20 protein-coding genes and 1 tRNA gene are annotated in these 22,108 nt (G+C 39.6%); 7 read left to right on the forward strand and 14 right to left on the reverse strand.

Features of this window, described 5'->3' with window-relative positions; genetic code table 11:
* Window positions 1–24: 24 nt before the first annotated feature.
* Both J7I42_RS03980 and J7I42_RS35670 read right to left on the reverse strand, forming a co-directional pair.
* Window positions 25–510: a hypothetical protein gene (locus J7I42_RS03980; protein WP_209137477.1), complete on the reverse strand. Its 486-nt coding sequence runs from the start codon at window positions 508–510 to the stop codon at window positions 25–27.
* Window positions 431–697: an AAA family ATPase gene (locus J7I42_RS35670; protein ID WP_378571164.1), complete on the reverse strand. Its 267-nt coding sequence runs from the start codon at window positions 695–697 to the stop codon at window positions 431–433. The genes J7I42_RS03980 and J7I42_RS35670 overlap by 80 nt, the downstream gene beginning before the upstream one ends.
* Window positions 698–1,285: 588 nt before the next feature.
* Between J7I42_RS35670 and J7I42_RS03990 the strand changes: the two genes are divergently transcribed.
* Window positions 1,286–2,245 carry a sensor histidine kinase gene (locus J7I42_RS03990; protein ID WP_209137479.1) on the forward strand — a complete coding sequence of 320 codons (960 nt, stop codon included), beginning with the start codon at window positions 1,286–1,288 and terminating at the stop codon, window positions 2,243–2,245.
* Window positions 2,246–2,292: 47 nt separating this feature from the next.
* Here J7I42_RS03990 and J7I42_RS03995 read toward each other — a convergent pair whose 3' ends face one another.
* The 7 genes from J7I42_RS03995 to J7I42_RS04025 form a co-directional block, all read right to left on the reverse strand.
* On the reverse strand, window positions 2,293–3,099 hold the full coding sequence (locus J7I42_RS03995; protein WP_209137480.1) for a hypothetical protein: 807 nt from the start codon (window positions 3,097–3,099) through the stop codon (window positions 2,293–2,295).
* Between the two features lie 214 nt (window positions 3,100–3,313).
* Window positions 3,314–4,024 (reverse strand): dihydrofolate reductase family protein, encoded by a 711-nt coding sequence (locus J7I42_RS04000; RefSeq protein WP_209137481.1) that lies wholly within the window; start codon window positions 4,022–4,024, stop codon window positions 3,314–3,316.
* A 49-nt stretch (window positions 4,025–4,073) separates the two neighbouring features.
* On the reverse strand, window positions 4,074–4,583 hold the full coding sequence (locus J7I42_RS04005; protein ID WP_209137482.1) for a hypothetical protein: 510 nt from the start codon (window positions 4,581–4,583) through the stop codon (window positions 4,074–4,076).
* Window positions 4,584–4,731: 148 nt separating this feature from the next.
* Complete coding sequence (locus J7I42_RS04010; protein ID WP_209137483.1) at window positions 4,732–5,559, reverse strand: AraC family transcriptional regulator; 828 nt, start codon at window positions 5,557–5,559, stop codon at window positions 4,732–4,734.
* A gap of 264 nt (window positions 5,560–5,823) precedes the next feature.
* Complete coding sequence (locus tag J7I42_RS04015; protein WP_209137484.1) at window positions 5,824–7,098, reverse strand: hypothetical protein; 1,275 nt, start codon at window positions 7,096–7,098, stop codon at window positions 5,824–5,826.
* 637 nt (window positions 7,099–7,735) lie between these two features.
* Window positions 7,736–8,131 (reverse strand): hypothetical protein, encoded by a 396-nt coding sequence (locus J7I42_RS04020; protein ID WP_209137485.1) that lies wholly within the window; start codon window positions 8,129–8,131, stop codon window positions 7,736–7,738.
* Between the two features lie 213 nt (window positions 8,132–8,344).
* Window positions 8,345–9,619 carry a hypothetical protein gene (locus J7I42_RS04025; RefSeq protein ID WP_209137486.1) on the reverse strand — a complete coding sequence of 425 codons (1,275 nt, stop codon included), beginning with the start codon at window positions 9,617–9,619 and terminating at the stop codon, window positions 8,345–8,347.
* A 159-nt stretch (window positions 9,620–9,778) separates the two neighbouring features.
* Here J7I42_RS04025 and J7I42_RS04030 point away from each other — a divergent pair, with 159 nt between their 5' ends.
* The 3 genes from J7I42_RS04030 to J7I42_RS04040 all read left to right on the forward strand — a co-directional run bounded on the left by J7I42_RS04030 (window position 9,779) and on the right by J7I42_RS04040 (window position 12,890).
* Complete coding sequence (locus tag J7I42_RS04030; RefSeq protein ID WP_209137487.1) at window positions 9,779–10,570, forward strand: hypothetical protein; 792 nt, start codon at window positions 9,779–9,781, stop codon at window positions 10,568–10,570.
* 54 nt (window positions 10,571–10,624) lie between these two features.
* Complete coding sequence (locus J7I42_RS04035; RefSeq protein ID WP_209137488.1) at window positions 10,625–11,941, forward strand: amidohydrolase family protein; 1,317 nt, start codon at window positions 10,625–10,627, stop codon at window positions 11,939–11,941.
* A 490-nt stretch (window positions 11,942–12,431) separates the two neighbouring features.
* Window positions 12,432–12,890, forward strand: a complete 459-nt coding sequence (locus tag J7I42_RS04040) for a hypothetical protein (protein ID WP_209137489.1) — start codon at window positions 12,432–12,434, stop codon at window positions 12,888–12,890.
* 723 nt (window positions 12,891–13,613) lie between these two features.
* Here J7I42_RS04040 and J7I42_RS04045 read toward each other — a convergent pair.
* The 3 genes from J7I42_RS04045 to J7I42_RS04055 form a co-directional block, all read right to left on the reverse strand.
* Window positions 13,614–15,545, reverse strand: a complete 1,932-nt coding sequence (locus tag J7I42_RS04045) for a hypothetical protein (protein WP_209137490.1) — start codon at window positions 15,543–15,545, stop codon at window positions 13,614–13,616.
* A gap of 227 nt (window positions 15,546–15,772) precedes the next feature.
* Window positions 15,773–16,648 carry a site-specific integrase gene (locus tag J7I42_RS04050; protein WP_317196237.1) on the reverse strand — a complete coding sequence of 292 codons (876 nt, stop codon included), beginning with the start codon at window positions 16,646–16,648 and terminating at the stop codon, window positions 15,773–15,775.
* A 471-nt stretch (window positions 16,649–17,119) separates the two neighbouring features.
* Window positions 17,120–17,191, reverse strand: a tRNA-Arg gene (locus tag J7I42_RS04055).
* Window positions 17,192–17,391: 200 nt separating this feature from the next.
* Between J7I42_RS04055 and J7I42_RS04060 the strand changes: the two genes are divergently transcribed.
* The 3 genes from J7I42_RS04060 (at window position 17,392) to J7I42_RS04070 (ending at window position 19,383) form a co-directional block, all read left to right on the forward strand.
* Window positions 17,392–17,880 (forward strand): DinB family protein, encoded by a 489-nt coding sequence (locus J7I42_RS04060; RefSeq protein WP_209137492.1) that lies wholly within the window; start codon window positions 17,392–17,394, stop codon window positions 17,878–17,880.
* A gap of 84 nt (window positions 17,881–17,964) precedes the next feature.
* Window positions 17,965–18,420 carry a VOC family protein gene (locus J7I42_RS04065; RefSeq protein WP_209137493.1) on the forward strand — a complete coding sequence of 152 codons (456 nt, stop codon included), beginning with the start codon at window positions 17,965–17,967 and terminating at the stop codon, window positions 18,418–18,420.
* 312 nt (window positions 18,421–18,732) lie between these two features.
* Window positions 18,733–19,383 (forward strand): tetratricopeptide repeat protein, encoded by a 651-nt coding sequence (locus J7I42_RS04070; protein ID WP_209137494.1) that lies wholly within the window; start codon window positions 18,733–18,735, stop codon window positions 19,381–19,383.
* A gap of 245 nt (window positions 19,384–19,628) precedes the next feature.
* Here J7I42_RS04070 and J7I42_RS04075 read toward each other — a convergent pair whose 3' ends face one another.
* Window positions 19,629–20,435, reverse strand: a complete 807-nt coding sequence (locus tag J7I42_RS04075) for a response regulator (RefSeq protein ID WP_209137495.1) — start codon at window positions 20,433–20,435, stop codon at window positions 19,629–19,631.
* A 151-nt stretch (window positions 20,436–20,586) separates the two neighbouring features.
* Complete coding sequence (locus J7I42_RS04080; RefSeq protein WP_209137496.1) at window positions 20,587–21,948, reverse strand: sigma-54-dependent transcriptional regulator; 1,362 nt, start codon at window positions 21,946–21,948, stop codon at window positions 20,587–20,589.
* Between the last annotated feature and the right edge of the window lie 160 nt (window positions 21,949–22,108).

Genomic DNA, 22,108 nt, shown 5'->3' on the forward strand with positions numbered 1-22,108 from the left:
AGCCATCGCCAAGAGAGCTGCACCTTATTGGGGGTTTGCTTGCATTTTAAGGTCAAACAACACGTAATAGTCCGACGCCTGTCCGTCCCTTTTATCTTCTTTTATTTTGAGGATACCTTTTTGCCCTTTAGCATTTTGAAAAAAGATTAGAAAGGGGGTCTTGCGCCCCGAATACATAGCCTGGTCATCAACAATCGTTAATTTCTGCAACAAGGAATCTGTCTTCATCTGGTCAAAATCCACGACAGTTATAGGAATATTATCTGTATAGTAATTAACAAATTTGGAAATGGTAGCCCCTGGAATATTTTCATAGAGACTGCTCCATTGGGTATTCATCTGAAGCGGGCTACAGAAGTAACGTGCGCTACTGGCACCCACTAATGTAATATCTATTTTAGGACCGGTAATTCCATCTATCTCATTAGGTTTATAAATTTTCCCCATGGATGTTGAGAAACAAGCCCCGAAGGTCTGGTGGCTGTCCCACACTCCTAATCTGGATTTCATCTATGAAGATTAAAGTCTCTGAGCGTATTGAAAGGCTTTTATCTTTTAGAAAGAATAATGTTTGGAGTAGCGTATCAAAATTAACAAATTCGAGAAAGGGCTTTTTATCTTCAGGCAGCTCAAGATTCAAATATATAAATTGGGAAAAATCTTTTCCGATTTGTCGAATGGCTGTAGTTTTCCCCACCTGCCTGGCGCCTCTGACAATCAATGGCTTACGATTCTTCTTTTGATGCCATTTTATTAATTCACCTTGAATACCCTATCAAACATAAATCAGCGTTATGTAATAAAATTAGGGTAATTTATGCATTTATTTGTAATAAAATAAGGGTAAAAATAGAAAAAATATGACATAAAATAAGGGTTGTTGCCTTAAGGTCAATCTCTTCTACAACGCTTTAAATCAAGGACTTCTTCCAGTATAGCGAACCCATTTTACGCCACCCAAAAACAAAATATCACACGTCCCGGCAACGGCAGCTTTCATCAGCCAATTTCCAAAATTCGTCCATCAAAAACACCAATATGTCCTTTGAAAATCTACCGCAAGAACTATTTCAATAGATTGATGCGATCAATTTCATCCCACAATTTGGTGAGTTTATATTCTAATAATACCCATCTGTCCTTCTCGATTTTTAGCAGAAGGCCATTGCTTTTATTTTTTGCCCATTGGGCATGCTGGTTGCTCGTATATGCGATCGCCTTTCTTCCAATGGCCCTTAATGCGCCGTGGATTAGTTGGAGCTTTTTCAGCCAGAGCTTTGTGGTAATGGCCACGACTAACTTCTTCCTGTTTTACCTGACGGCCTTTTACCTGATGCGCAAGATCGTGATCCAAAAAACCAGGTGGGTATGGCTGAGTATCAGCTGTATTGTGCTACCGGTGTTATTTACATACCTGAAATTCAGGATCTCAACCTATTTCATCGAGCAGATTTTCCATGATAATAGTATAAAAACGAATGCCTTTTCGGGAGAGCGTTGGCAAAAAACGGCTAATGACCCGCTGGGATTGCTCAGCCACCAGTTCAAGACCTACTTTCAAACTAATATCTATTTTACGTTCTCCATTGTTGTCTTAGCTATTGCATACCGGTCGGCTGTTGCCTGGTACCTGCAGGAAAAGAACACCCGAGAACTTGAGAACCAGAAATTACGCGCAGAACTGTCATTTCTGGAAATGCAGGTGAATCCCCATTTTCTTTTTAATGCATTGAACAATACCTATTCTTTATCCGTGCTGGAAAACAGCAAGCTAACAGGAAATAGCATTCTTAAGTTATCCGAGTTGCTGCGGTATATGTTGTATGAAAAATCGGATGCGAATAATATGGTGTTACTTGAAAAAGAGATCCGCTACATAAATAGCTATATTGACCTGGAAAAAATGCGTCATTTTGAAATGATCTATTTCGACTTCTCCATTGAGGGTGATATACGAAACAAACGGGTAGCTCCTCTGCTACTTTTCCCACTGGTGGAAAACGCTTTTAAGCATGGCGAGCTTACTATGCCGGACAAACCGGTAATTTTACGGTTACATATAACTGACCAGCAACTTTATTTTTCTTTGGAAAATCATAAAAACAAAAATGTGAAAGATAAAATGGGCGGCATTGGTGTTCAGAATGTAAAAAAACGCCTGGAGCTTATTTACGGTAACCGTTTTACTTTCATTGAAACCAAAAACGAGGATGTATATAAAGTAAACCTGCAATTACCTGTATGAACAGGTTGATCACGGTTAAAGAAAACTTTACAGCTAACGCCAAGGCACTATCTTCTTTTCTTTCTTGATAAGGGATAGCTCACGTCGATAGCAGCATAGGACCCATCAATTTTATAATCGCCGGTTACCACGGGCTTTCCCGGAACATTAAATGAATAATACCCTTTTGCAAAATTAGTGAAGGAGTAATCTATAACGAAATTGGTGATTATGAAACGGTCCTTTCCTATTTTCCAATAACGTCCTGCCATGGCATGAGCTGATAAAAACGGCTTTGATTGATTATTGGCATTATACCCCAACCAGGCATAATTCACTAATTGCCCATTATGATATACATTGTAATCAAATTCGTAATTGGTAGTAAGGGAGTAATTAAGGGCCAGTCCTAATCCCGCGCTCCAGATTGTTTCCTTTTTGCTGAACCATCTTTTCTCAAGGGTTGATTGAAGCGATAACAAGCCATGGTTAAGCCCCCCGGAAATAGATCCACTTTGATCAAGATCATAGTCAAGTTCAGGTTGAAAGACGGTTTTCGGAACTAAAAAAGTAAAATTAGAGCCATGCCAAAGACCATGCAACCCGGTGATCAAAGAGAAGGATTCACTAAAGTGACAATAATAATCAATGCCCGCTCCAAGACTGATAAAATTGGAGGCTCCCGGATCATAAGTAGCGTTGGGAGTTACACTGGCTTTACGTGCCAGTGCAGGTCTAACACTTATCCGGAACTGGTTAGCTAAAAAATAGCTGACGGTTTCTTCTGATAATCGCCGAGAGACCTGCGCATTCCCTGGTTGCCAGGCAACGCAAGTCAGGCATAACAGGAAAAGATGACGAATAGCATCGTTCATGGGACAGGGTTTGCTGAGGCAATTAAAGTTACGTAAATTATAGAGTTATCTTTTAAGAATCAGGTGAAAAGCACCTTTGTTCCACCGGCTGACTATAGATGTTGTCTAAGATAAAATAAACGCCAGAATAGCTTCTTATAGAGCGCAGAGGCGTTAGGGCTGACTGGACTCTCTCCTGAAAGTGAACGCGGACCTTTTTAATTTATTGATTTTTCTATACCTGCCCCAACACTTTATATCGTAACCAAACAACCTCATGCTCGATCTGCTTTACTTCCTGTAATTGCAGCAGGGTAGCATCAAACTTCCTGTTTTTCTCTTCAATCTCAAAAACAGAAGTGGTTTCCATACGACCATCGGCAAGCGGCAACAATAATTGGTTATATTCATCTATCAAACCTTCGTTAAGGAAACTACCATTCAGGTGCCCGCCACCTTCCAGCATCAGCGTTTCAATACCAAATAAGGCGGTTAGCTTTTCCAGTACCACTTTCAGATCAACTGAATCTTTACCGGCAAAAATATACGACACGCCAATCTCCTGTAGGTGCGCCAGGTAGCTGTCTTTTACCGGTTCTGTTAATACGGTGATCACATGCTGCCCCAGCATATCGCTGCTGTTCCAGCCCAGTTTGGCATGCCCGTCTATTACTACTGCGAAAGAATCTGCATGCCGGTTTGCTACAAAATCTTCCCGTCTAATAACCTGATCCACCTCTTTATGCACCGGCTTTGCGTAATGGGTAAAGTCCTTTTCCATGGTGGTTCTACCTACGATCCAGCTCTTGTTACCAATAAGTTCATGCACTTTCTCAAAGCTTTCTTTAAGGATTTTCACCAGTTTGTCATCACCCCATTTTTCCCCCAGTATCTTTCCGTCAACAGAAGTCATCATTAAACAGATAACACGCGGCCGCTTGATCATGTTATTACGATTTTTCTTGAGCGTTCTTAAATGAATCGAAGGTAGAGAATTAATGCGGTTTCAATTCCTCTCTATACATTTTATTGACTACTCGTTGCCTTATAAATTGATAAATTGAACCTGCAACAAATAATACTAAAAGTACAAGCAGAGTTTTAGCAATTAGTGGATCAGCGATATCTTTAGCTAATGGATGTCCAACAGGAATTCGGGTAAATGTCTCATTGACTGTAGGAAGCAGAGACAAAAAAAAGCTGAAGGATAGAAAAAAGTTTTCAAAATAACGGGCTCTGTTATACCCTTTCTTTTTAGAGGAAATAAAGAAGGCAATTACGACTAAAATAAAAATAAGTATTGAAAAGATATGCCCTGGATTAAAGCCGCCATGCTTGGAAATACCTAGTGCTGTTAATGCAGTAATGACGGTACCGTAGAAATATATTTTCCCGGTTAGGTGGGTCAAATTAATTTTACCAAATCTAAAAAATGATATGAGTGCAGCTACGATGGCCATGAGGCCAATGACGGTGTGAAAGATCCCCAAATTGGATAGTCCCATAATTTTATTTTTTATTCCGCAAAATTGGCCTGTGAAGAGAGGAGTGGCTTTGGAGATAAGTTCAATTATTTGGCATTCCAGTTCAAAATGCCTCTCTTAAATCTTGCGGATCTATTGAGCCTATCATTCGTTCTGCAGATTGGTTCAGTTATTTTGCAGTTTGATTCAAACGATAGCCGGTAGGTGTAACGTTGTATTTATCATGAAAACTTTTAGTGAAACTTGCCAGATCATTAAATCCACATTCAAAAGCAATATCTGTTATTCGTTCACTAGATACTAAAAGTAATTCGGCTGCTTTTTCAAGTCTTTTGGTTTTAATGTAATTAGCAGGAGTGTCATGGTATAATTTTGCGAATTCCCGTTTAAAAGAAGAGAGACTTAGATTGGTTTGCTGGGCTAATTCTTCAATGGTTAACTGAGAAAAAAGATGTGCTTCAATTATTTGCTTAAAAGTATAAGTAGCCGGTGAGAAAAGCTGAGACAATATCACCTGGATCGATTCTGCATTCCGTGTTTGCGACAGCAGGAGTATAATTTCCTTCAATTTCAGAATTAGGATCTCTTCATTGATCAGAGATGGATTTTTAAAATAAAACAATAATCCTTCAATGTATTTTTGAATTAAATAGTCATTATTTATTATTTCAGTCGACTTATTTGAAATTAATTTTTGAGGCGCCTGAAGTAATAACGGCAATTCTCTATCATAGATCCTCTTTAATATATCCGGATGGAAATTTACAATGACTATCTCATTCGTAACGCTGGAATTTGAATTACTTAGTTGCTTGCGAGAGTTAATACAATTTAGAAATAACGAATGTTTGCAAGGAATATTTATTTGTTCCTCATCTAACTGGTATTGGGTCTCGCCTTCCAGCATATATAAAAAACATGCATTGTCGGCAATGGGGAAAGTAAATTGAAAAGGGGGCGTTATGACCACTTTTTGGACCACTGTCTTTCCAAACAAGTCATATTTTTTATGGTCTATTATCATTGTTGAAACCTTTCGGGGACAAAAATAATGAAAACGGAACGCATACGCTACTGCGGCTCACCTATATTGGCTTCGAGTGATTGATTGACCGAAAGATTCGGGAGATAGGGCAAAGACCTCGGTCAATTAATAGTAACAGTTTTCAGGAGGCGATACACAAGAGTTTTATCAAACTTCCGGAACATAAAAAGCCCCCGGAATGCACCGGGGGCTTCTATTGAAGCAATTTTCATTTGTTTATTTAAAGTGATAAACCAGCCATAATACATATTGTTTAACCTTATTATGCATTACAGGAGTATTAACATTGCTACACCATACACTTCCGGTTATACCTATATCCCATCTTTGATTAATAATGGCTCCTGTTTTAATATTAATAACAGGCCAGGTTTTATTAAATGAAATAAAATCATTGGAATGAGTAGGATTTGCTGACCATGGGTGCTTCGCTGTATATGCATTGGCAGGGTAACTGGATAGGTTGACAGCGAACTGGGCGCCTATATAATACCGGAACTTTTCTTTTCTTATAATATGATATAAACCAGTAACCGAAGGAGTAATATTCCGCTGTTTAATTTCGTAATTTACAGTATCGAAACTTGAGTTGCTCCTTATAACAAGGTTATTAGCTTTATAGCCTATTGAACTGTACGCGACCTCTAATCTGAATGAAAGTTCTTTGAAGTTCCTTTCCGAAGAAAGTTCTAGCCCAGCCAATATAGCCGGACCGGTCTTCCAGCCAAAATCAATTCCTTTTAAATAAACATTATCACCAATTAAATTAGCATCACCACTAAACGTCATGGTACTATATATTGCTCCAGCGCCTGCATAAAAAGAAATTGATTTCTTGCTGTCGTTAGAAACATAGGGAACGCTTTGACCCGTTAAACCATTCATGGTAGCTACCACTTTTCCTATCTCTTTATTAGTGTAACTTATATTTTCTATCCGGCGAGCGAGTTTTTTATCATACTGTGGTCGAAGGATCAAATAAGCAATTAGGTCGCCGCGGAAATAGTTACTTATTTTCATCCGATTAGTTACTTCGTCCAGAGTACATTTATAGGTAAGTTCGCGATAACTTTTAGTGCTGTCTTGTATGTAATAATGTGGTTTAAAATCATACACCTCGTATAGATTCAATACGGGTCCTTCTACCAGCACCCTTAAAAAAGCGGTATCTGTTTGTTGATTTACTGTGGAGTCAGGTACCAGGTGATTTATATCAACGGGCAGCATGTCTTTTGTTATAATAGCTTTCAGGTATTTGTCGCCAGCTACCTGAAAAAAGCTGATATCAGTGGTTGTAAACTGGCGGGCGTTGTCGGCTAAAGAATCCAGTTTGAACCTGATTGAAGTGGGGTTAACGTTCCAGTTGCGGTAGTCGATCCAGCCTTTTAAGGTATCGCCGTTTGTAACAACAACCTGGCCTCTTTGATAGTTTTTCTGAGCGGTTACCTGCAGGCAAAGCCCCAGGAGGCAAATCAGTGCAATACGTTTCAAGATAAAGGTGTTTTTAGGGTTTGATAATTCCGGACTTAAAATAAATGCTTTGAGGTAAGCTTGCAAGATGTACCGTATTGGTAAAATAAAACGGGACATTGTAATTTCCCAGGATTCTTATTTAATAGCTCATATTTAATAAGGTTATGTAAAGCCCCGGTATAGTTTGGCCGGGGCTATTTATTTGAACCAGTATTAAAAGTTATTTATAAACTACAACCAGCTTTGTAATGGATAGGTTTCATCTGTTTGTGGTTATTTTATTAATTTAACCTGCAAAGTAGACACTTTAATCCCTGTCAGCAAGACAAAAAATGTTTTTTTGATAATCGTGCAGATTTGGCCGATAGACGTGCAGAATTGACAATAAATGTGTTGTAAAAAGGGCCGTTAATATCTGCTGGCTGATCAAATCAAAAGAGGGGTATGTTTGAGATCGAATAAATCGAATCATTTAAAATAATAGTCTTGTCTAGAAATCTACCCAGGTTAGTTTGACTTTGTTCTTTTATTTGGATGTTAGAACTCATTTCTTTATACTGTTGCTATTTTCGTTAGTTTTACTTAAATATAAAAAAGCTGATTTGAAAATCTGAGGCTGATAATGCACGTCATCCACCATTGCATGAATACCTTGTTAGCCATCGTTAAGCCGAGACTTCAGCTCGTTCTCTTTTATAAGACCTGTTCGGTGTAAGGCCATCGACAGGTACGGCTCCAAAATTGAGCGGTTTGAAGAGAGATCCAACTGCGTTAAGAACTGCTGTAAATCCTTTTGTTCATGAAAATTGGGTAGTCGCTTTAATGCTGCAAATCTTACGTTCAAGTCCAGATCATTTTCTACACACCATTTCAAAAAACTGTAGTGTTTTACATCGGCGGCGGCGCCAACGATCATAACAGCCTGCATGCGCTGTGCTGGTTTGAATGCAGCGTATTGCTTTGCCGTTACTAATCCAGGGAAAAGGACGTCCGGTTCTGGATTTTGTATGGGCTTTCTAAATATCTGAGTAATTTTTGCAAGTAATTTCATCGAATGGTGCTAACGGAAAGGGCGTTACTGTCAGTACGCAACTTTGAAAGTCTACAGCTTCACCTTATTCCTATTGTTGATAAAAGTAAAAAATTGAAATTATGTTCGTCTTTCCGTGCAATGATCTTGGCTCCTTTCAATGATAATTCCACCAGTGATATTTTTAATTTTGATCGGTATTCCACATCCTACACAAAAGACCATGCATAATTACTAAAATTCATTTTTATATACAATTTTTCCATCCAAACCGGTTAATTCCACTTTATCCATTTCACACAATCCATTTGAAATAAAGGCGAAGCCTGAAATGTATTTTATACGATCGAAGCTGGGCGCAAAAAAAACTTTTTTATTATTTATATATATACTGACAATATTGTTAGTTGAAGCAATTTCCACATCAGTCCATTTACTTACATCAAATGTCAATGCTGTCAGATCTGCTTCATTTCCCTTTATTTCCTTCCCCAATAATAGGGACGCCTTGTTGGCGCAACCTTTATTAGTCGTTTTCATCAGAATGAAATAGCCCTGGCAAAATAGTTCAATAGTAATATATGGACATAAACTATTCGTTACTTCATTCATTCGAATCTTTGTCTTTAACCTGAAATTATTTGATTTTACCGTCATTTCACTGGGGAAATACGTGTAATGGTATAATTTGTCTTTGGTGATATCTATATTATTTTCCTTTACTTGTTGTGCAGATAATCCTAAAATGCCATTATTTAAATACTTGTCTGTTTTTATATACTCAGGTATGTAATTAGCAATATTATCTATAGCATAGAAAAACCACCTGTCTGTTGGTATGTGCACATCAATTGTTTTGATAATTGAATCGTTGGCTATCAGCTTGGCGATATGGTAGCCAGGTTCGTAGTATATATCAGTTATGGTATGCGTATTCTTGTAAATCCTTTTCCTTCTGTTTTTATCCCATGACTGCTGTATAAAAAAACTATCTGCGTGTACGTGGTCTATATCATAATTAAATATTACCGTATTGGGCACTTCGTTACGGGTGCTTCTTTGGCAGAAAAATTTTGCATTTTCCACATTAGAAATACCCGGGCTTGATTTAAATAAAAAAAAACCAAAAATCACAATTATTACAAGTATAGAAGCAGAAATATAAACCAGCTTCCTTTTTAAGAATCTGAATTCCCGCTTCCTGATAATGGAAGAAGAAATTTCTTTCTCCGGCTTTGTGATTTTAGACCTGGAAGTTTTAAAATCCTGCCACGTTTTGTAATCGAAGTAATTGGCAATCGCATTGAGGGTAGCAACCTGAGGAAGCCGGCTAAAATCTCCAAACGACAGTCTTTTTATAGTGGTACCGCTTATCACTATGCCCGATTTTTTTTCGATCTCGGATGAGATATAATCAAAGTCACGTTGGGTCATTTGGACGGTATCGGAATAGCCGCTTTTATTAAAAACCTCCAAAATAACATCCTTTACCAGGTCACGTTCATTCATGATAATTAGATAGATGATAAAGTTAGCTTTTATTCAATTTGTTTGCTTTTGCAGGCTTTTGTCGGGGTTATATTTTGCACCGCACCATCATAAATGCTTACTTGCCATGCATTTACACTCAGTTTCCGAAAACCATTTTTAAATTGAAACATTTAAATCATGAATCATCTGTTAGTTATCGGCCGCATATTTTTCGGCATTTGTATAGCAGGTATCGGCGTCCTTCATTTCATATATCCTGGCATCCGACCGATCATTATACCTGATTTAACGAATATACCTTCCCGATTATACTGGCTCGTGTACCTGACAGCTTTATTATTAATCATTACAGGTCTGCTGATTGTTATCGGTAAAAAGTTTCACACCCTTTCCTTAATAATGGGAGTGGTCTTTTTAGCATTACTGCTGTTTGGGCACTTACCTGTATTTTTATCCGCAGGCCCTCAGAACAGCGATCTTTGGGTAAATTTGAATAAGGTGCTGGCATTAAGCGGAGGCTTTTTTCTGATCTCGACAATCAATGCTCCCAGGCCTGAAAACAGGATTTTGATCTCTCTTTATAAGCTGGCTCCGGTAGGTATATACTTATACGCAATCATGTTGTATAATTTTTCGGTGGCACACATTGTGAGTATGAATGGAGTAAGCACCCTGGTACCGAAATATATCCCGTTTCCCAAATTCTGGACATTTATGGGAGGTATTGCGTTGATGGGGTCAGCTATTTCCATTTTTACCGGATATAAAACTGAAAAAATAATGCTTTTACTGGCTGCAGTATTACTTATCTGGCTACTATCACTACATCTGTATTATGCTGTTCGATTCCCACAATGGAAAGAAGCAGAAAATTTTGTTGGCGTGATTACCTGCATGGCATTTTGTGGGATTGCTTTGATCATTTCTCAAAGATGGCCAGACAATACTCCGGTTAACATTCCATCCTGAACTAACGCGGAATTGCGATTGATGGCGGATCATTTAATTTACAATACATACTTCATGCGTTATCGTTCTATTCTACTATTAGCGTTTCTTTTTCAGCACTGCTTTAATTTATATTGCCAAAACCAAAGAAGTAATAGGTTGATAATTGCGAACGTGAATGTTATTCCACTTTATAAAGATACCCTCTTAAGAGGAATGGATGTTTTCATTGAAAACGGCAAGATCCAGGACCTGAAGCAGCATGCAGAAAGAGGAAAGTCTAAGTTGCGAAAAGGATTGTTTATTGATGGAAAAGGAAAGTATCTAATGCCTGCATTGATTGATTGCCATGTACATTATGGATCCAACGCAGCTTTATTTCAAACCTACGACAGCCTTTACTTCCAGTATGGCATCGTGAAGGGTCTCGCATTGAATGGGACACCCCAACTTTTGCAGCACCGCGACAGTATAAGAAAAGGTTTAGTGTATGGGCCTGAGTTTCAGTGTTCCGGACCCAAGGTTAACGACCCAAGCATGACTGCCCTTCAAGCAAAGAAATTATTACAAAGCTTGAGGGATGCTGGTTACGATTTTGTAAAGATCTATTCTGACTTATCCAAAGAGGGCTTTTACGAAATCAGCAGGGAAGCATTTAAATATAGATTACGGATCGCTGGTCACATTCCGCAAAGAGTAACTACTTCAGGCGTCTTACATAGCAACCAGGAATTGATTGCACATGCCGAGGAATTTCTATATAACCCTCCTGTCAATTATTTAATGGGCAATATTGAGATTCCGGAGAAACCGAATCCAATTTACATTCCGGCTTTAGCTGATTCAGTTAGGTTCTATCAAAAAGCTGTCAGTCCAACGTTAATTGCCTTTAAGTCTATTCTTCAATCAGCAATCAACCTGGAAGCGTATGTAAAAACAGTTCCTTTGGTGTTGTCCCATCCAATAGCGATAGCCTGGCAGTGGTCGAAGGAAACTAGTTTTATTCCCAAAAAATTCAGCAGTCCATTATCTATTTCCCGTTTGCAGTTTGGATACGAGTATCAACTAAAACTGGTCAGTGCATTCAACAGGGCTGGTGTTTTATTGCTGGCTGGTACGGATGCACCTACTATTCCCGGATTAGTACCGGGTCTTTCTTTGCACCAGGAAATGCAGCTGCTGCATGAGGCCGGGCTTTCAAATTATGAAGCGTTAAAAGCGGCTACTATTAACCCGGCCCATTTTCTGAAGATTCATTCGGATTTTGGCACAATTGAGGTTGGAAAAGAAGCTTCGTTATTAATGCTGAATAAAAACCCACTTGAGAATATTTCCAACACGTTGGAAATTGAATCGGTATTTGTGAAAGGTAAACGAATAAAAAACAAGTAGGTAGAGAAAAATGAACAGAAAAAGACAGGACATTTTTTGTTTACTATATATGTCATCGTTTGCGTTTTCCCCGGCTGGACAAAAAGAAACTCCCTGCACCTAACATCGCAGTATGGTATCGCTTACCTGGAACATACTGCCTGCTTCGTATTATGCGGGGTTTTCTGATCATTAAATTTATACTGTCTCATATATAGAAAAGTGGACTAATTGTACTCTCAACTAATAAAGATGAAAGGCTATTTTTAGAGAAAAATTATGCCATTTTCATTCCGTAAAAGTTCAAGAAAACATTATATCCTCCTATTGCTTAATTCGGGAAATCCTATACCTTTATACCAATGTGCTTTTTGGCAAGCCTGTTCGTTCGTACAAAGATTTCATCAGCCAATTGATAATATAAAATTTATTCCAAGAGTATTATCTACCCCAAGATTACGAACGCTAGATATTGTAGGTAATGGTCTTGGGCAACAATAAAGATTATATTATGACCCACACTGAATTTTTCAAACTCCAGGCAAAAAATCTTTTCAGGGATTATCAATCGAAAACGAAAGTTTTCGATCAAGTCATTGGCGACTTTCTATATGAGTATAGCCCAAAATACTTTAATATAGCTAGTATCGTATTGTACTTTGATATTGACGAAGAAGATTTCAGTCTGATGAAAGCCCAACACATCATTGCGAAGATAATTGGGTTTAGAAAATGGACGGATTTGTTGAATGCTTCCGAAGTGGAACAAGAACTTGCAAAGTTGCTATTTGACAATCAGGATAAAATTTCCGCCGAAGATTGGGAAATGTATATACTAGGCGCTGAACGTGATAACAACACAACCTTTGACCCTGATACCCGATTGGAAATTTTCAAGCAGGTTTTTGCAAACGTTGAGGGTCATGTAAGCACTTTTCCGGATTACCGTTTACATAAACAGGCGAGTTGAGTTGGTCGGGCAAGATGTTGTATCAATAAGAAAGAAGCGATTACAACCTTTGTTATAATCGCTCCTTTTTTTTCGTGGTGTTGGCCAGGATCGAACCGACGACACATATTCTTCAATTCAGATAAAACATTGTCCTTTATCCATCGAACATCCCAATAACATTAACAGGTAGGAATTAAACTTTTCTGCTTTGCTATTCATTTAAGTCTATTTGAATTAGTATTCCTACAAGCTTTGATTATCAATTTTTAATGCGGGATGAATAAATCCAACGCTCGACAGGAACAATTAGATTGCCTGCCAGGAATCCGCTCCTAACTCAATTTGACCACGCATAAGCGAAATCGACCAAATTGGCATTTCTCACCGTCGATGCCGGTTACAATGTTATCGGGGGTTAGAGTTGTACAGATCCTGGTAGGCAAAGCCAGTGAACAACTATAAAGGATTACACCCTTAACTCAGCTAATTGTTCAACCGAAAAATCCTTATGGTACAAGGTTATTACTTCTTCCATCGTTACCGTTTCAGAGATGATTCCACATATAAACATTTGAACCTGCCCACCGCGTTCGTTTCTTCAGCCTGATCAACCGCAAACTTCAATTCCCGCTTCATTTGACGCTGGCTACATTTCAGCATATCCTTAATAATAAATATCAACTGCCGCCTATAATGATTTTCCGGTTTTCGTCAATACAACAAAAGTTTTAACTGGTTAGCTTACTTATTTCCCTTCAATTCCGACAACTGCTTTTTTAATTCTTCATTTTCTAAATGCATTTTTGAATTTTCCTCTTCCAACTTCGATAATTTATCCTTTATCTCCAATCCTAATATTAATGACAACTCATCCTTATAGGCCATAAAAGGCTCATATAACCAGTGATAAGCATTTCCAATTGCCCCATTGAAAAGTCGGAGCTCCGGTGGAGTTGTCCCTGCTGAAAGAATTTGTTCAGTTGAAATTCCAGGATATGGATCTACGTAATAAATCACCTTAATTCCCAGTTGATAGGCTTTTTTAGCACATAACTCACAAGGGCTAGCTGTTGTAAAAAGCTTTCCATTTTTAATTGCAGTACCTCCATATTTTGTAATTTGGAGGAAAGCACTTTCTTCCGCATGTAAGGCCCTCGTGTGAACTTGATTTTTTCCTTCCGAGCAAGAATTTTGCAATGACTTGAAGCACATACAAACGTTTCGCCCTTTCAACAAGTGTTCATTCGAATCTATAGCATTTTTGTAATGATATTTTAAGGCTTCTTTAAATTCGGCATTATTTCTTTCATAAGGAGTAAAGGCTTGTAATTCTAGATCAAAATTTTTAGAGTTGCTATTATTGGGGCTACCTTCAATTGATCCCAATAAAACTCGCGCGTCTCTAATTACACATGGAACCTGGCCTGAAGGCGTATTATTCCAACCTATTGCCTTAATTGAATAATACTCATCACATATTGCCGCCCCGACTTGTCTTGAAATACATCCAGAATTGTATTTTGCAGTATAAGCTAATTGCATGCATCTTTCTTCAGGAGATGGGGTAACAAGCCCAGGATGTTCAATTAATGCAATGTACTTTATCAATTGCATCGGCCAGGAATAGTATGGAGAGGTAGTATCTTGGCCCGCTTTTCGTTTTTCAGATAAGGCATCGTTTAATTCTTGAGTTTCGTTTATATCACGAAATGATATATGAATATCTGCTTTTTCAATACAATCACGTACATATTGCCTATAAAATCCTTTCCCTTTACCTCCAGTATATTCGTTTTCTAGAATCTTTTTAACATTATCGTACTCTGGCCCATATGCTTTTTTTAATTCGCTTTCCCTGATGGGATTTTCCCTATTTACAGCAATTACATAAAATGCAGAATATCGCTGTTTGAAGTACATTATTTCTAAAGAATTCCTAAAAGATTCGATTACAATTTTTGTAGAATCTTGATTGGATTTTCTAATTGCCTTGATAATGGAGTTAATTAATTTAGCTATTGAAAATAAATTATTTGAGTCTTTTCCGTCAGATCTATAAGGGTTCCCACTTTTCCTCATGTTGGTAGTCAGAATCTCCATCAAAATATTATGTTTGACGAAGGATGACTTTTGGAGCGATCGATGAAAATCTGTGCAAAATGTTTGGAAAGTTGAATCTAAAAATAACTCATTTAATTTCGGAGCCCATTCTGCCTTTCTAAGTTCATCTTCGTAATTAATTTCACTAAATCTTGCATGTATGTCATTGAAGGTTGATTCAAGGGTAGCCAAAATCTTAATTTCTTCTGTGAAATCGTATTCTACCTTTGCTTTTGACTTCAAGAAAAAATTTTTAAGGTCATCGCTTTTTAAAAATGAAATAAAACAACCGTAAGAATACTTTGTTAAATAGAGAGCTATTACATCTCGATACCTTATTAATGTAAATTTTTTAAAATTTTCGGTTGCATAATTGTAAGCAATCTTATACTTTTTGTACGAATTATGACTTAGGTCAAATGAGTCCGGATTCGGATAGTCTTTTTTATTGAACCCTTTGGTTAGTTGCATAGCAATATCTACATATCCTGAGCCGGTTCTTCCCGTCAATCCGATAATAGTAAAATTGCTCCTTAGTGTGTAAATTGGTGAAAGATCAATTCCTGGTTGCATGTCGTTAGGGGGTTAAAAAATGAAGGTCGTTAGATTAATAATTTGTAATATACAAAAAGGGTATCATTTTCATAACTTAGGGAATTCTGTTAATTTTATTGACTTACTGCAAACAATATCTGCAGATAAAGCATAAACGCAGTGAGTAAACATTCCCTGGTACAATAAAGAGGTTCCCTTCATTCCTGAAAGGGAGCCTGTAATGCAAACACAATTTAATAACTGAATTACCCCATCCCTTCCTTCACCTCACCCTTCATCCCCGCCAACTTCTCCTTCAACACCTTCATATTCTGGCTCACCTTCTTCTGACTAACCTTAGCATATATCTGTGTAGTACGTATGCTTCTATGCCCTAATAACTGGCTAACCGTTTCAATCGGCACATCCTGCTCCAGCAGAATAGTGGTAGCAAACGTGTGGCGCGCCATGTGGGTGGTGAGGTACTTTTTGATGCCGCATAGCTCGGCTATTTCTTTCAGGTAGCCATTGTAACACTGGTTGGTGTTTACCGGGAGTAAGCGGTTCTTGCTGCGGCACCAAAGATGGTTTTTGTATTTTTCGACGATCTCTAAGGCAATGGGGAGCAGCGGCACCCGTTCGGGTGTTCCGGTCTTTCGGCGGTCGGTGGCGATCCACTTTTCACCATCGATGCCCGTTACAATATTATCGGGTGTCAGGTTGTAAACATCCTGATAGGCAAAGCCGGTGTAGCAACTGAAAAGAAATACATCCCTTACCTCGGCTAACCGTTCAACCGCAAACTCCTTATGGTACAGGGTCATTACTTCTTCCATCGTCAGCCGTTCGCGAGATGGTTCTATATATGTGCATTTGAACCGGCCCACCGGGTTAGTTTCCAGCCAGCCCTGGTCAACTGCAAACTTTAGTACCCGCTTTAGGATGCGGATGTACTTCATGGCGGTATTGTTACAGCCTTTTTCAAGGGTAACTAAAAAGTGCTCAAAGTCTCCGGCAAAGGCTGCTTTTATTTCCTTCAGTGGCAGGTCTGTTACTTTGTACTGATGCTTGGTAAACGCCTTCAACTTCTCCCTGGTGGTGTGTACACATTTCAGATTGTGTTTCGATTTCTGCCCGTTGATACCCTTCCCAAATGAAAATCATCCCTGCAACATAGTACTTACATTCATGTCTGTCTGAAGTGAGATAGGCGTTGGATTTAGGCCGGATTAATTCCGGATTCCTGATTATTCCGTATATATCCCGTACATATCCCGTACATATCCCGTATATATGCCGTTCCTTTATAGGTACGGGATATGTACGGATCAACCACTAATTACCTATAGAATAAGCTCGGAACTATCAGGTAGCTCACCTAAATACAATCTCAGCTATGGTACAATTGGGGAAATACTGATAAAGCAGTGGCCGGCAACACAATGATATTTAGAATAGCATACGTATAATACTGCTTGCTATTTAACACCTTCTTTCTTAACTCTTTGTCAGGTTATGCCAACCAAAAACAAAAAACCCGCATAAAATCAATATTCTATGCGGGTTTGTAACTTTGTAATTGACCGCCTTCGCCAAGGCTTCGGCGGTCGATGTAGTCTCGACAGGAATCGAACCTGTATCAAAAGTTTAGGAAACTTCTATTCTATCCATTGAACTACGAGACCAAAAACCACCAATTATCGCTCGGTGGAGGACAAAAATAAGAAGAAAAATAATAAACACCGGGGCCCAACCGATTAATTCCCTGAAAATCCTGCCCTTAGCAATTTTTTCTTTTTTCCCGATCCGCTACTGACATACTGTTGTCACTACCCATAAATAGGTTTGCATTGTACTTATTAACAATACACAAAAAATAATAACCATGTCTACGCAAAGTCTAACCTCCGCAGCTGTTATCAACTCCCAGGAATTACTGAAACACTGGCAAGGTCATCGCGGCCTTACCCGTAGAACCATTGAAGCCTTTCCTGAAGATAAACTCTTTTCCTATTCTCTTGGCGGTATGCGCCCTTTTTCCGTGCTGGTATATGAATTTCTTGGCATGGCAGTTCCCGGACTGAAAGGCATTGCTACCGGCACCTGGCAAAAATGGGCCGACGCTGAAAAAGTGAATACCAAAGCCGAATTACTGGCCCTGTGGGACCAGGCCACGGCCGAAATCAACGAGATCTGGGCCACTATCCCTCCGCAGCGTTTTGAAGAACAGGACGTGGCTTTTGGCATGTGGCCCGGCACTTGTATCTCTTTCATCCTTTACTTTATTGATAACGAGATCCACCACCGCGGACAGTCTTACGTATATTTAAGAAGCCTGGGCATTGAGCCGCCAGCCTTCTGGGATCGTCACTAAAAATAAAGTGAGTTGCACGGCCAATGCTGGCCGTGCAATTTTATTGTGCTGGTTTTACTAACTTCCAGCATAATTGATTCCCGTATGAAAAAAGCATGTTATATATTTTCATTGAGCCTGGCGCTGTCTTTCATTACCATGATGGCCGCCGCACAAAACAAGCCGGTGCTTAACCACATTGCCTTATACGTGGTTGACCTGAAAACAAGCACCCAGTTCTACCAGCAGGTGATTGGCCTCGATACCATTCCCGAGCCTTTTCATGATGGCCGCCATACCTGGTTCAGCATTGGCACCCATGGCCACCTCCATATTATTTCTGGCGCCACTTCCAAAACCGCGCACGATAAAAACGCCCATCTCTGCTTTAGCGTTCCCTCGATTAACGATTTCATAACCAACCTAAAAAAATATGGGGTAGCCTATGAAAACTGGGCCGGCGAAAAGAACACCGTCACCAAACGGGTCGATGGCGTTCAGCAGCTCTATTTCCGCGACCCCGATGGCTACTGGATCGAGATCAATGATGATAATAAATAGACGGAAAACCGCGTCAAACCGCAAGCCCCAGGCGCCTCCCTAAACCGCTAAGACACAGTGCGAATGCTACCCGAACTCTAGGGTAGTGTTCAGGCAGTGGTCAGGCAATGGTCATACGGACTAGAGTCCCCAGAGCACCCTTAGAGCACTCTAAGGCAACCGCCAGAGCAGTCCGGTGCAATACCAAGGCTATTCAGTTACCATTACAGTACTATGGTACTATCCCTGGAGAGCAATGGAAGCCACGCACAACAAACCATGAACCACAAAGCGATTTAACCTATCTTTGCCATCCTTAAAAAATAAAGGTTTATGAAGTTTTATTCATGGCTCATACGTTACCGCCTATACCTGGGTCTGGCGCTGATAGCTGTGGGCGTACTGGCCAATGTCTACAGTGGTTTCTGGCCCGCATTTCCGGCCTATTTGATCGGTGCTATCCTTATTGCCGGTCACTTCTTTATTGGCCCCATGCGCCTTATTCAGGAACATATGGAAGCCGGCGATCTGGAAGGCGCCAAAAGGGTGCTCAATTCTATTAAATATCCCAACCTGCTGTATAAACCCATCCGTTCTGCCTTCTTTACCTTTAAAGGTCAGCTGGCTATGATGGAACAGGATTTTGATACTGCTGAAAGGAATATGAAAAAGGGGCTCGATCTGGGTACGCCCATGAAAGAGGTTAAAGGAGCCAGCATGCTGCAAATGGGAATGATCTCCTTACAAAAGAACGATTTCAAACAAGCGGAAAAATACATTCGCCAGGCTATTCGCGAAGGGTTGCCCGATAAAGAAAATGAAGCAGCCGCCTACCTGCAAATGTGTAATATTATGATGAACAAACGGGAGTTTCGCGCAGCCAAAGAGTTCTTCCGCAAAGCCAAGGCCCTGAAACCTACTACCGCAGAAATTGTTAAACAGATAAAAGAACTGGAAAAACATATTCCCCGCCTGCCGGGATAATCCTGACCTCGGTCGGGATGAAATAAGAAGTCGGAGGAAAGAAGCTCAAAAAGCTTCAAACCTCCGACTTCTTTATTAAATATCGTTTTTCGTAATTCCTACTTCTTATTTCCTGCTTCCTGTATTTTTCTCTCGTCAACTTGTCAACTCCCCGATATGTCGGGGCAGGCTGTCAACGGGTCAACTTCCTACTTCCTATGGCTTACTTCTTCCTCTCAATATCTTTCACCCAAGCCCCAACGCATTTATAATTCAAAATCTCGTTTTAACTGCATCATACAGGCCTCCAGCACAGTAATAACTTCCTGCACGTGACCGGGTAATTTTTCCAGTTCTTCTCCTTTCTTTCCGTTCGCTTCAATTGTTCGCACCACCTCTTTTATGCGGATAATGCCCATGCTGTCAATAGTTGCTTTTAACTTATGCGCCAGTTTGCTTGCATTCACCCAATTCTGTTCCGCTGTTTCTTTTTGCAGATCTGCCATCGATGGCGGAACCGTTTCTATAAACAATTGCACCATCCGTTTAACAAACCCCTCATCGCCGCCCGAAATAGTTTGTACCATATTCAAATCGTACAATTTTTCTTCGGTCCCTATAACAGGCATGTTTGATTCGTTCATAGGCGTTGTTGCGGATGCACTTGCACCGGTGTTTAAATTATTGGATATCACAATGAACAGTTTTTGCTCATTGAATGGCTTTGGTAGAAAATCGTTCATACCTGCCGCCTGGTATTTTTCACAATCTCCCTTTAATGCATTGGCAGTAAGTGCTACAATGGGAATGTTTGCTTTAACAGGATCGCTCATTTGTCTGATGGCTTTTGTAGCTTCTATGCCATCCATTTCAGGCATTTGTATATCCATCAGCACCAGGTCATAATTGTGCTTTTGTACCATGTCAACAGCCATACGGCCGTCGGTTACAACATCTACGGTAAATCCCCACGACTCCAGAATATGCCTGACCAGGTATTGATTCAATTCCACATCCTCGGCCACCAAAACATACCTGTTGCCCAGGCTTTTATAATTCAGGGCTTGTGCCACGGTTGATTGATTGAGTTTAGATGAACTAATTGCTAAGGGTAATTCAAAGCTAAAAGCAGGAACCTTTTCAGCACTCCTTCATAAAAATGAAGACAGTGCAACTTTTTCTTGTTCGGGTATGGTCTTAAACTATTTCAAGTACACACCCATTTTACCGGGCGTTTAGCTCACCAGCCTGTATCATCCGGTAAATGGTTGATTTACCTATGTCAAGCTTTTTTGCTACCAGCAATACGTCTTTGTCGTATTTGTCCAGGTAGTGTTGTATGATCTGTAATTCAAATTCTTTTAGCGTTCTGTCTTTATTCATCAGGTCATTAACAGAAGAATTGGAATTAAGCGTGATGTGCTCGGGTAATATAGTATCGCCATCGGCCATTACTACCGACAACTCAATTACCGACCGCAATTCGCGCACGTTACCGGGGAATGCATGGTGCAATAATCTTTGTTGCGCTTCGGGAGACAGCAATTTTTTATCGGTATTGTTCTCTTTGCAGAACTGGTCCATAAAATGTTTGGCCAGTATAACAATATCGTTTCCACGTTCCCGCAATGGTGGTATTTGTATGGGCAAACCAATTAAACGATAATACAGATCTTCTCTGAATCGTCGGGCCTGCACTTCTTCCAACAGATTTTTATGGGTAGCAACTATGATGCGTACATTTATTGGCACTACTTCATTTCCCCCAACCCGGGTTATTTCCCGCTCCTGCAAAACACGCAACAATTTAGCCTGCAGATTAATATCCAATTCACCAATTTCATCTAAAAAAAGCGTACCATTATGCGCCTCTTCAAACTTGCCTATACGGCGTGTAATGGCGCCGGTAAATGCCCCCTTTTCATGTCCAAATAATTCGCTTTCTATCAGCTCACGGGGAATAGCCGCCACATTCACTGCAACAAATGGCTTTTTGCTTTTGTCGGAATTATAATGAATGGCGCGAGCCACCATCTCCTTACCAGTACCGGTTTCACCTGTAATGGAAACTGTTATATTGGTCTTGCAGGACTTTTCTATTAAACTGAACACTTTCTCAAATACCGGGCTTTTACCTATCAGGTATTTGGAGTAGTCGTACTTTTTTCCGACCTGTTCTTTTAAATGCTCCACTTCTTTTCGCAGTCCATCAATTTCCTTCAAATGCAACAGGCTGTTCCACAACCTGTCCTTGGCATCATCGTCTTTTACAATGTAGTCGAAAGCACCATTTTTAATAAGATTAATGGCAGTCTTAATATCCTCCTGCCCTGAAATAATGATCACCTGAATCCCGGGGTCAACTTCCTTGATCTTCTTTAACACTTCACTGCCATCCATATCGGGCATGGAATAGTCGAGTGTAACTACTTCCGGCCGTTCGTGCAGGTGGTTAAAGAAGTCTTTACAGTTATGGTATCGTTTTACCTCATAGTCAGGATTAAGCGCGAGGTAGTGCTGTAGCATAGAGCCATACCACACATCATCCTCGAGGATAAATATTTTTAATGGGTGCTGGTTTTTCATTATAGTGAAAATCTGTAATGTTAGAAACGCAGGAAAGTTGATTTTATTCCCAAAAAAAGAACAATTCCCCCTAAGATACCCCTATATCTTTTTTTCGCATAAGCTATTTATTATCAAGGTCTAATTGTTTCTCCTTAGTGGAATAAGACGTATTTGATAC

The organism is Niastella soli (assembly GCF_017742245.1).
GTDB classification, from domain to species: Bacteria; Bacteroidota; Bacteroidia; order Chitinophagales; family Chitinophagaceae; genus Niastella; species Niastella soli.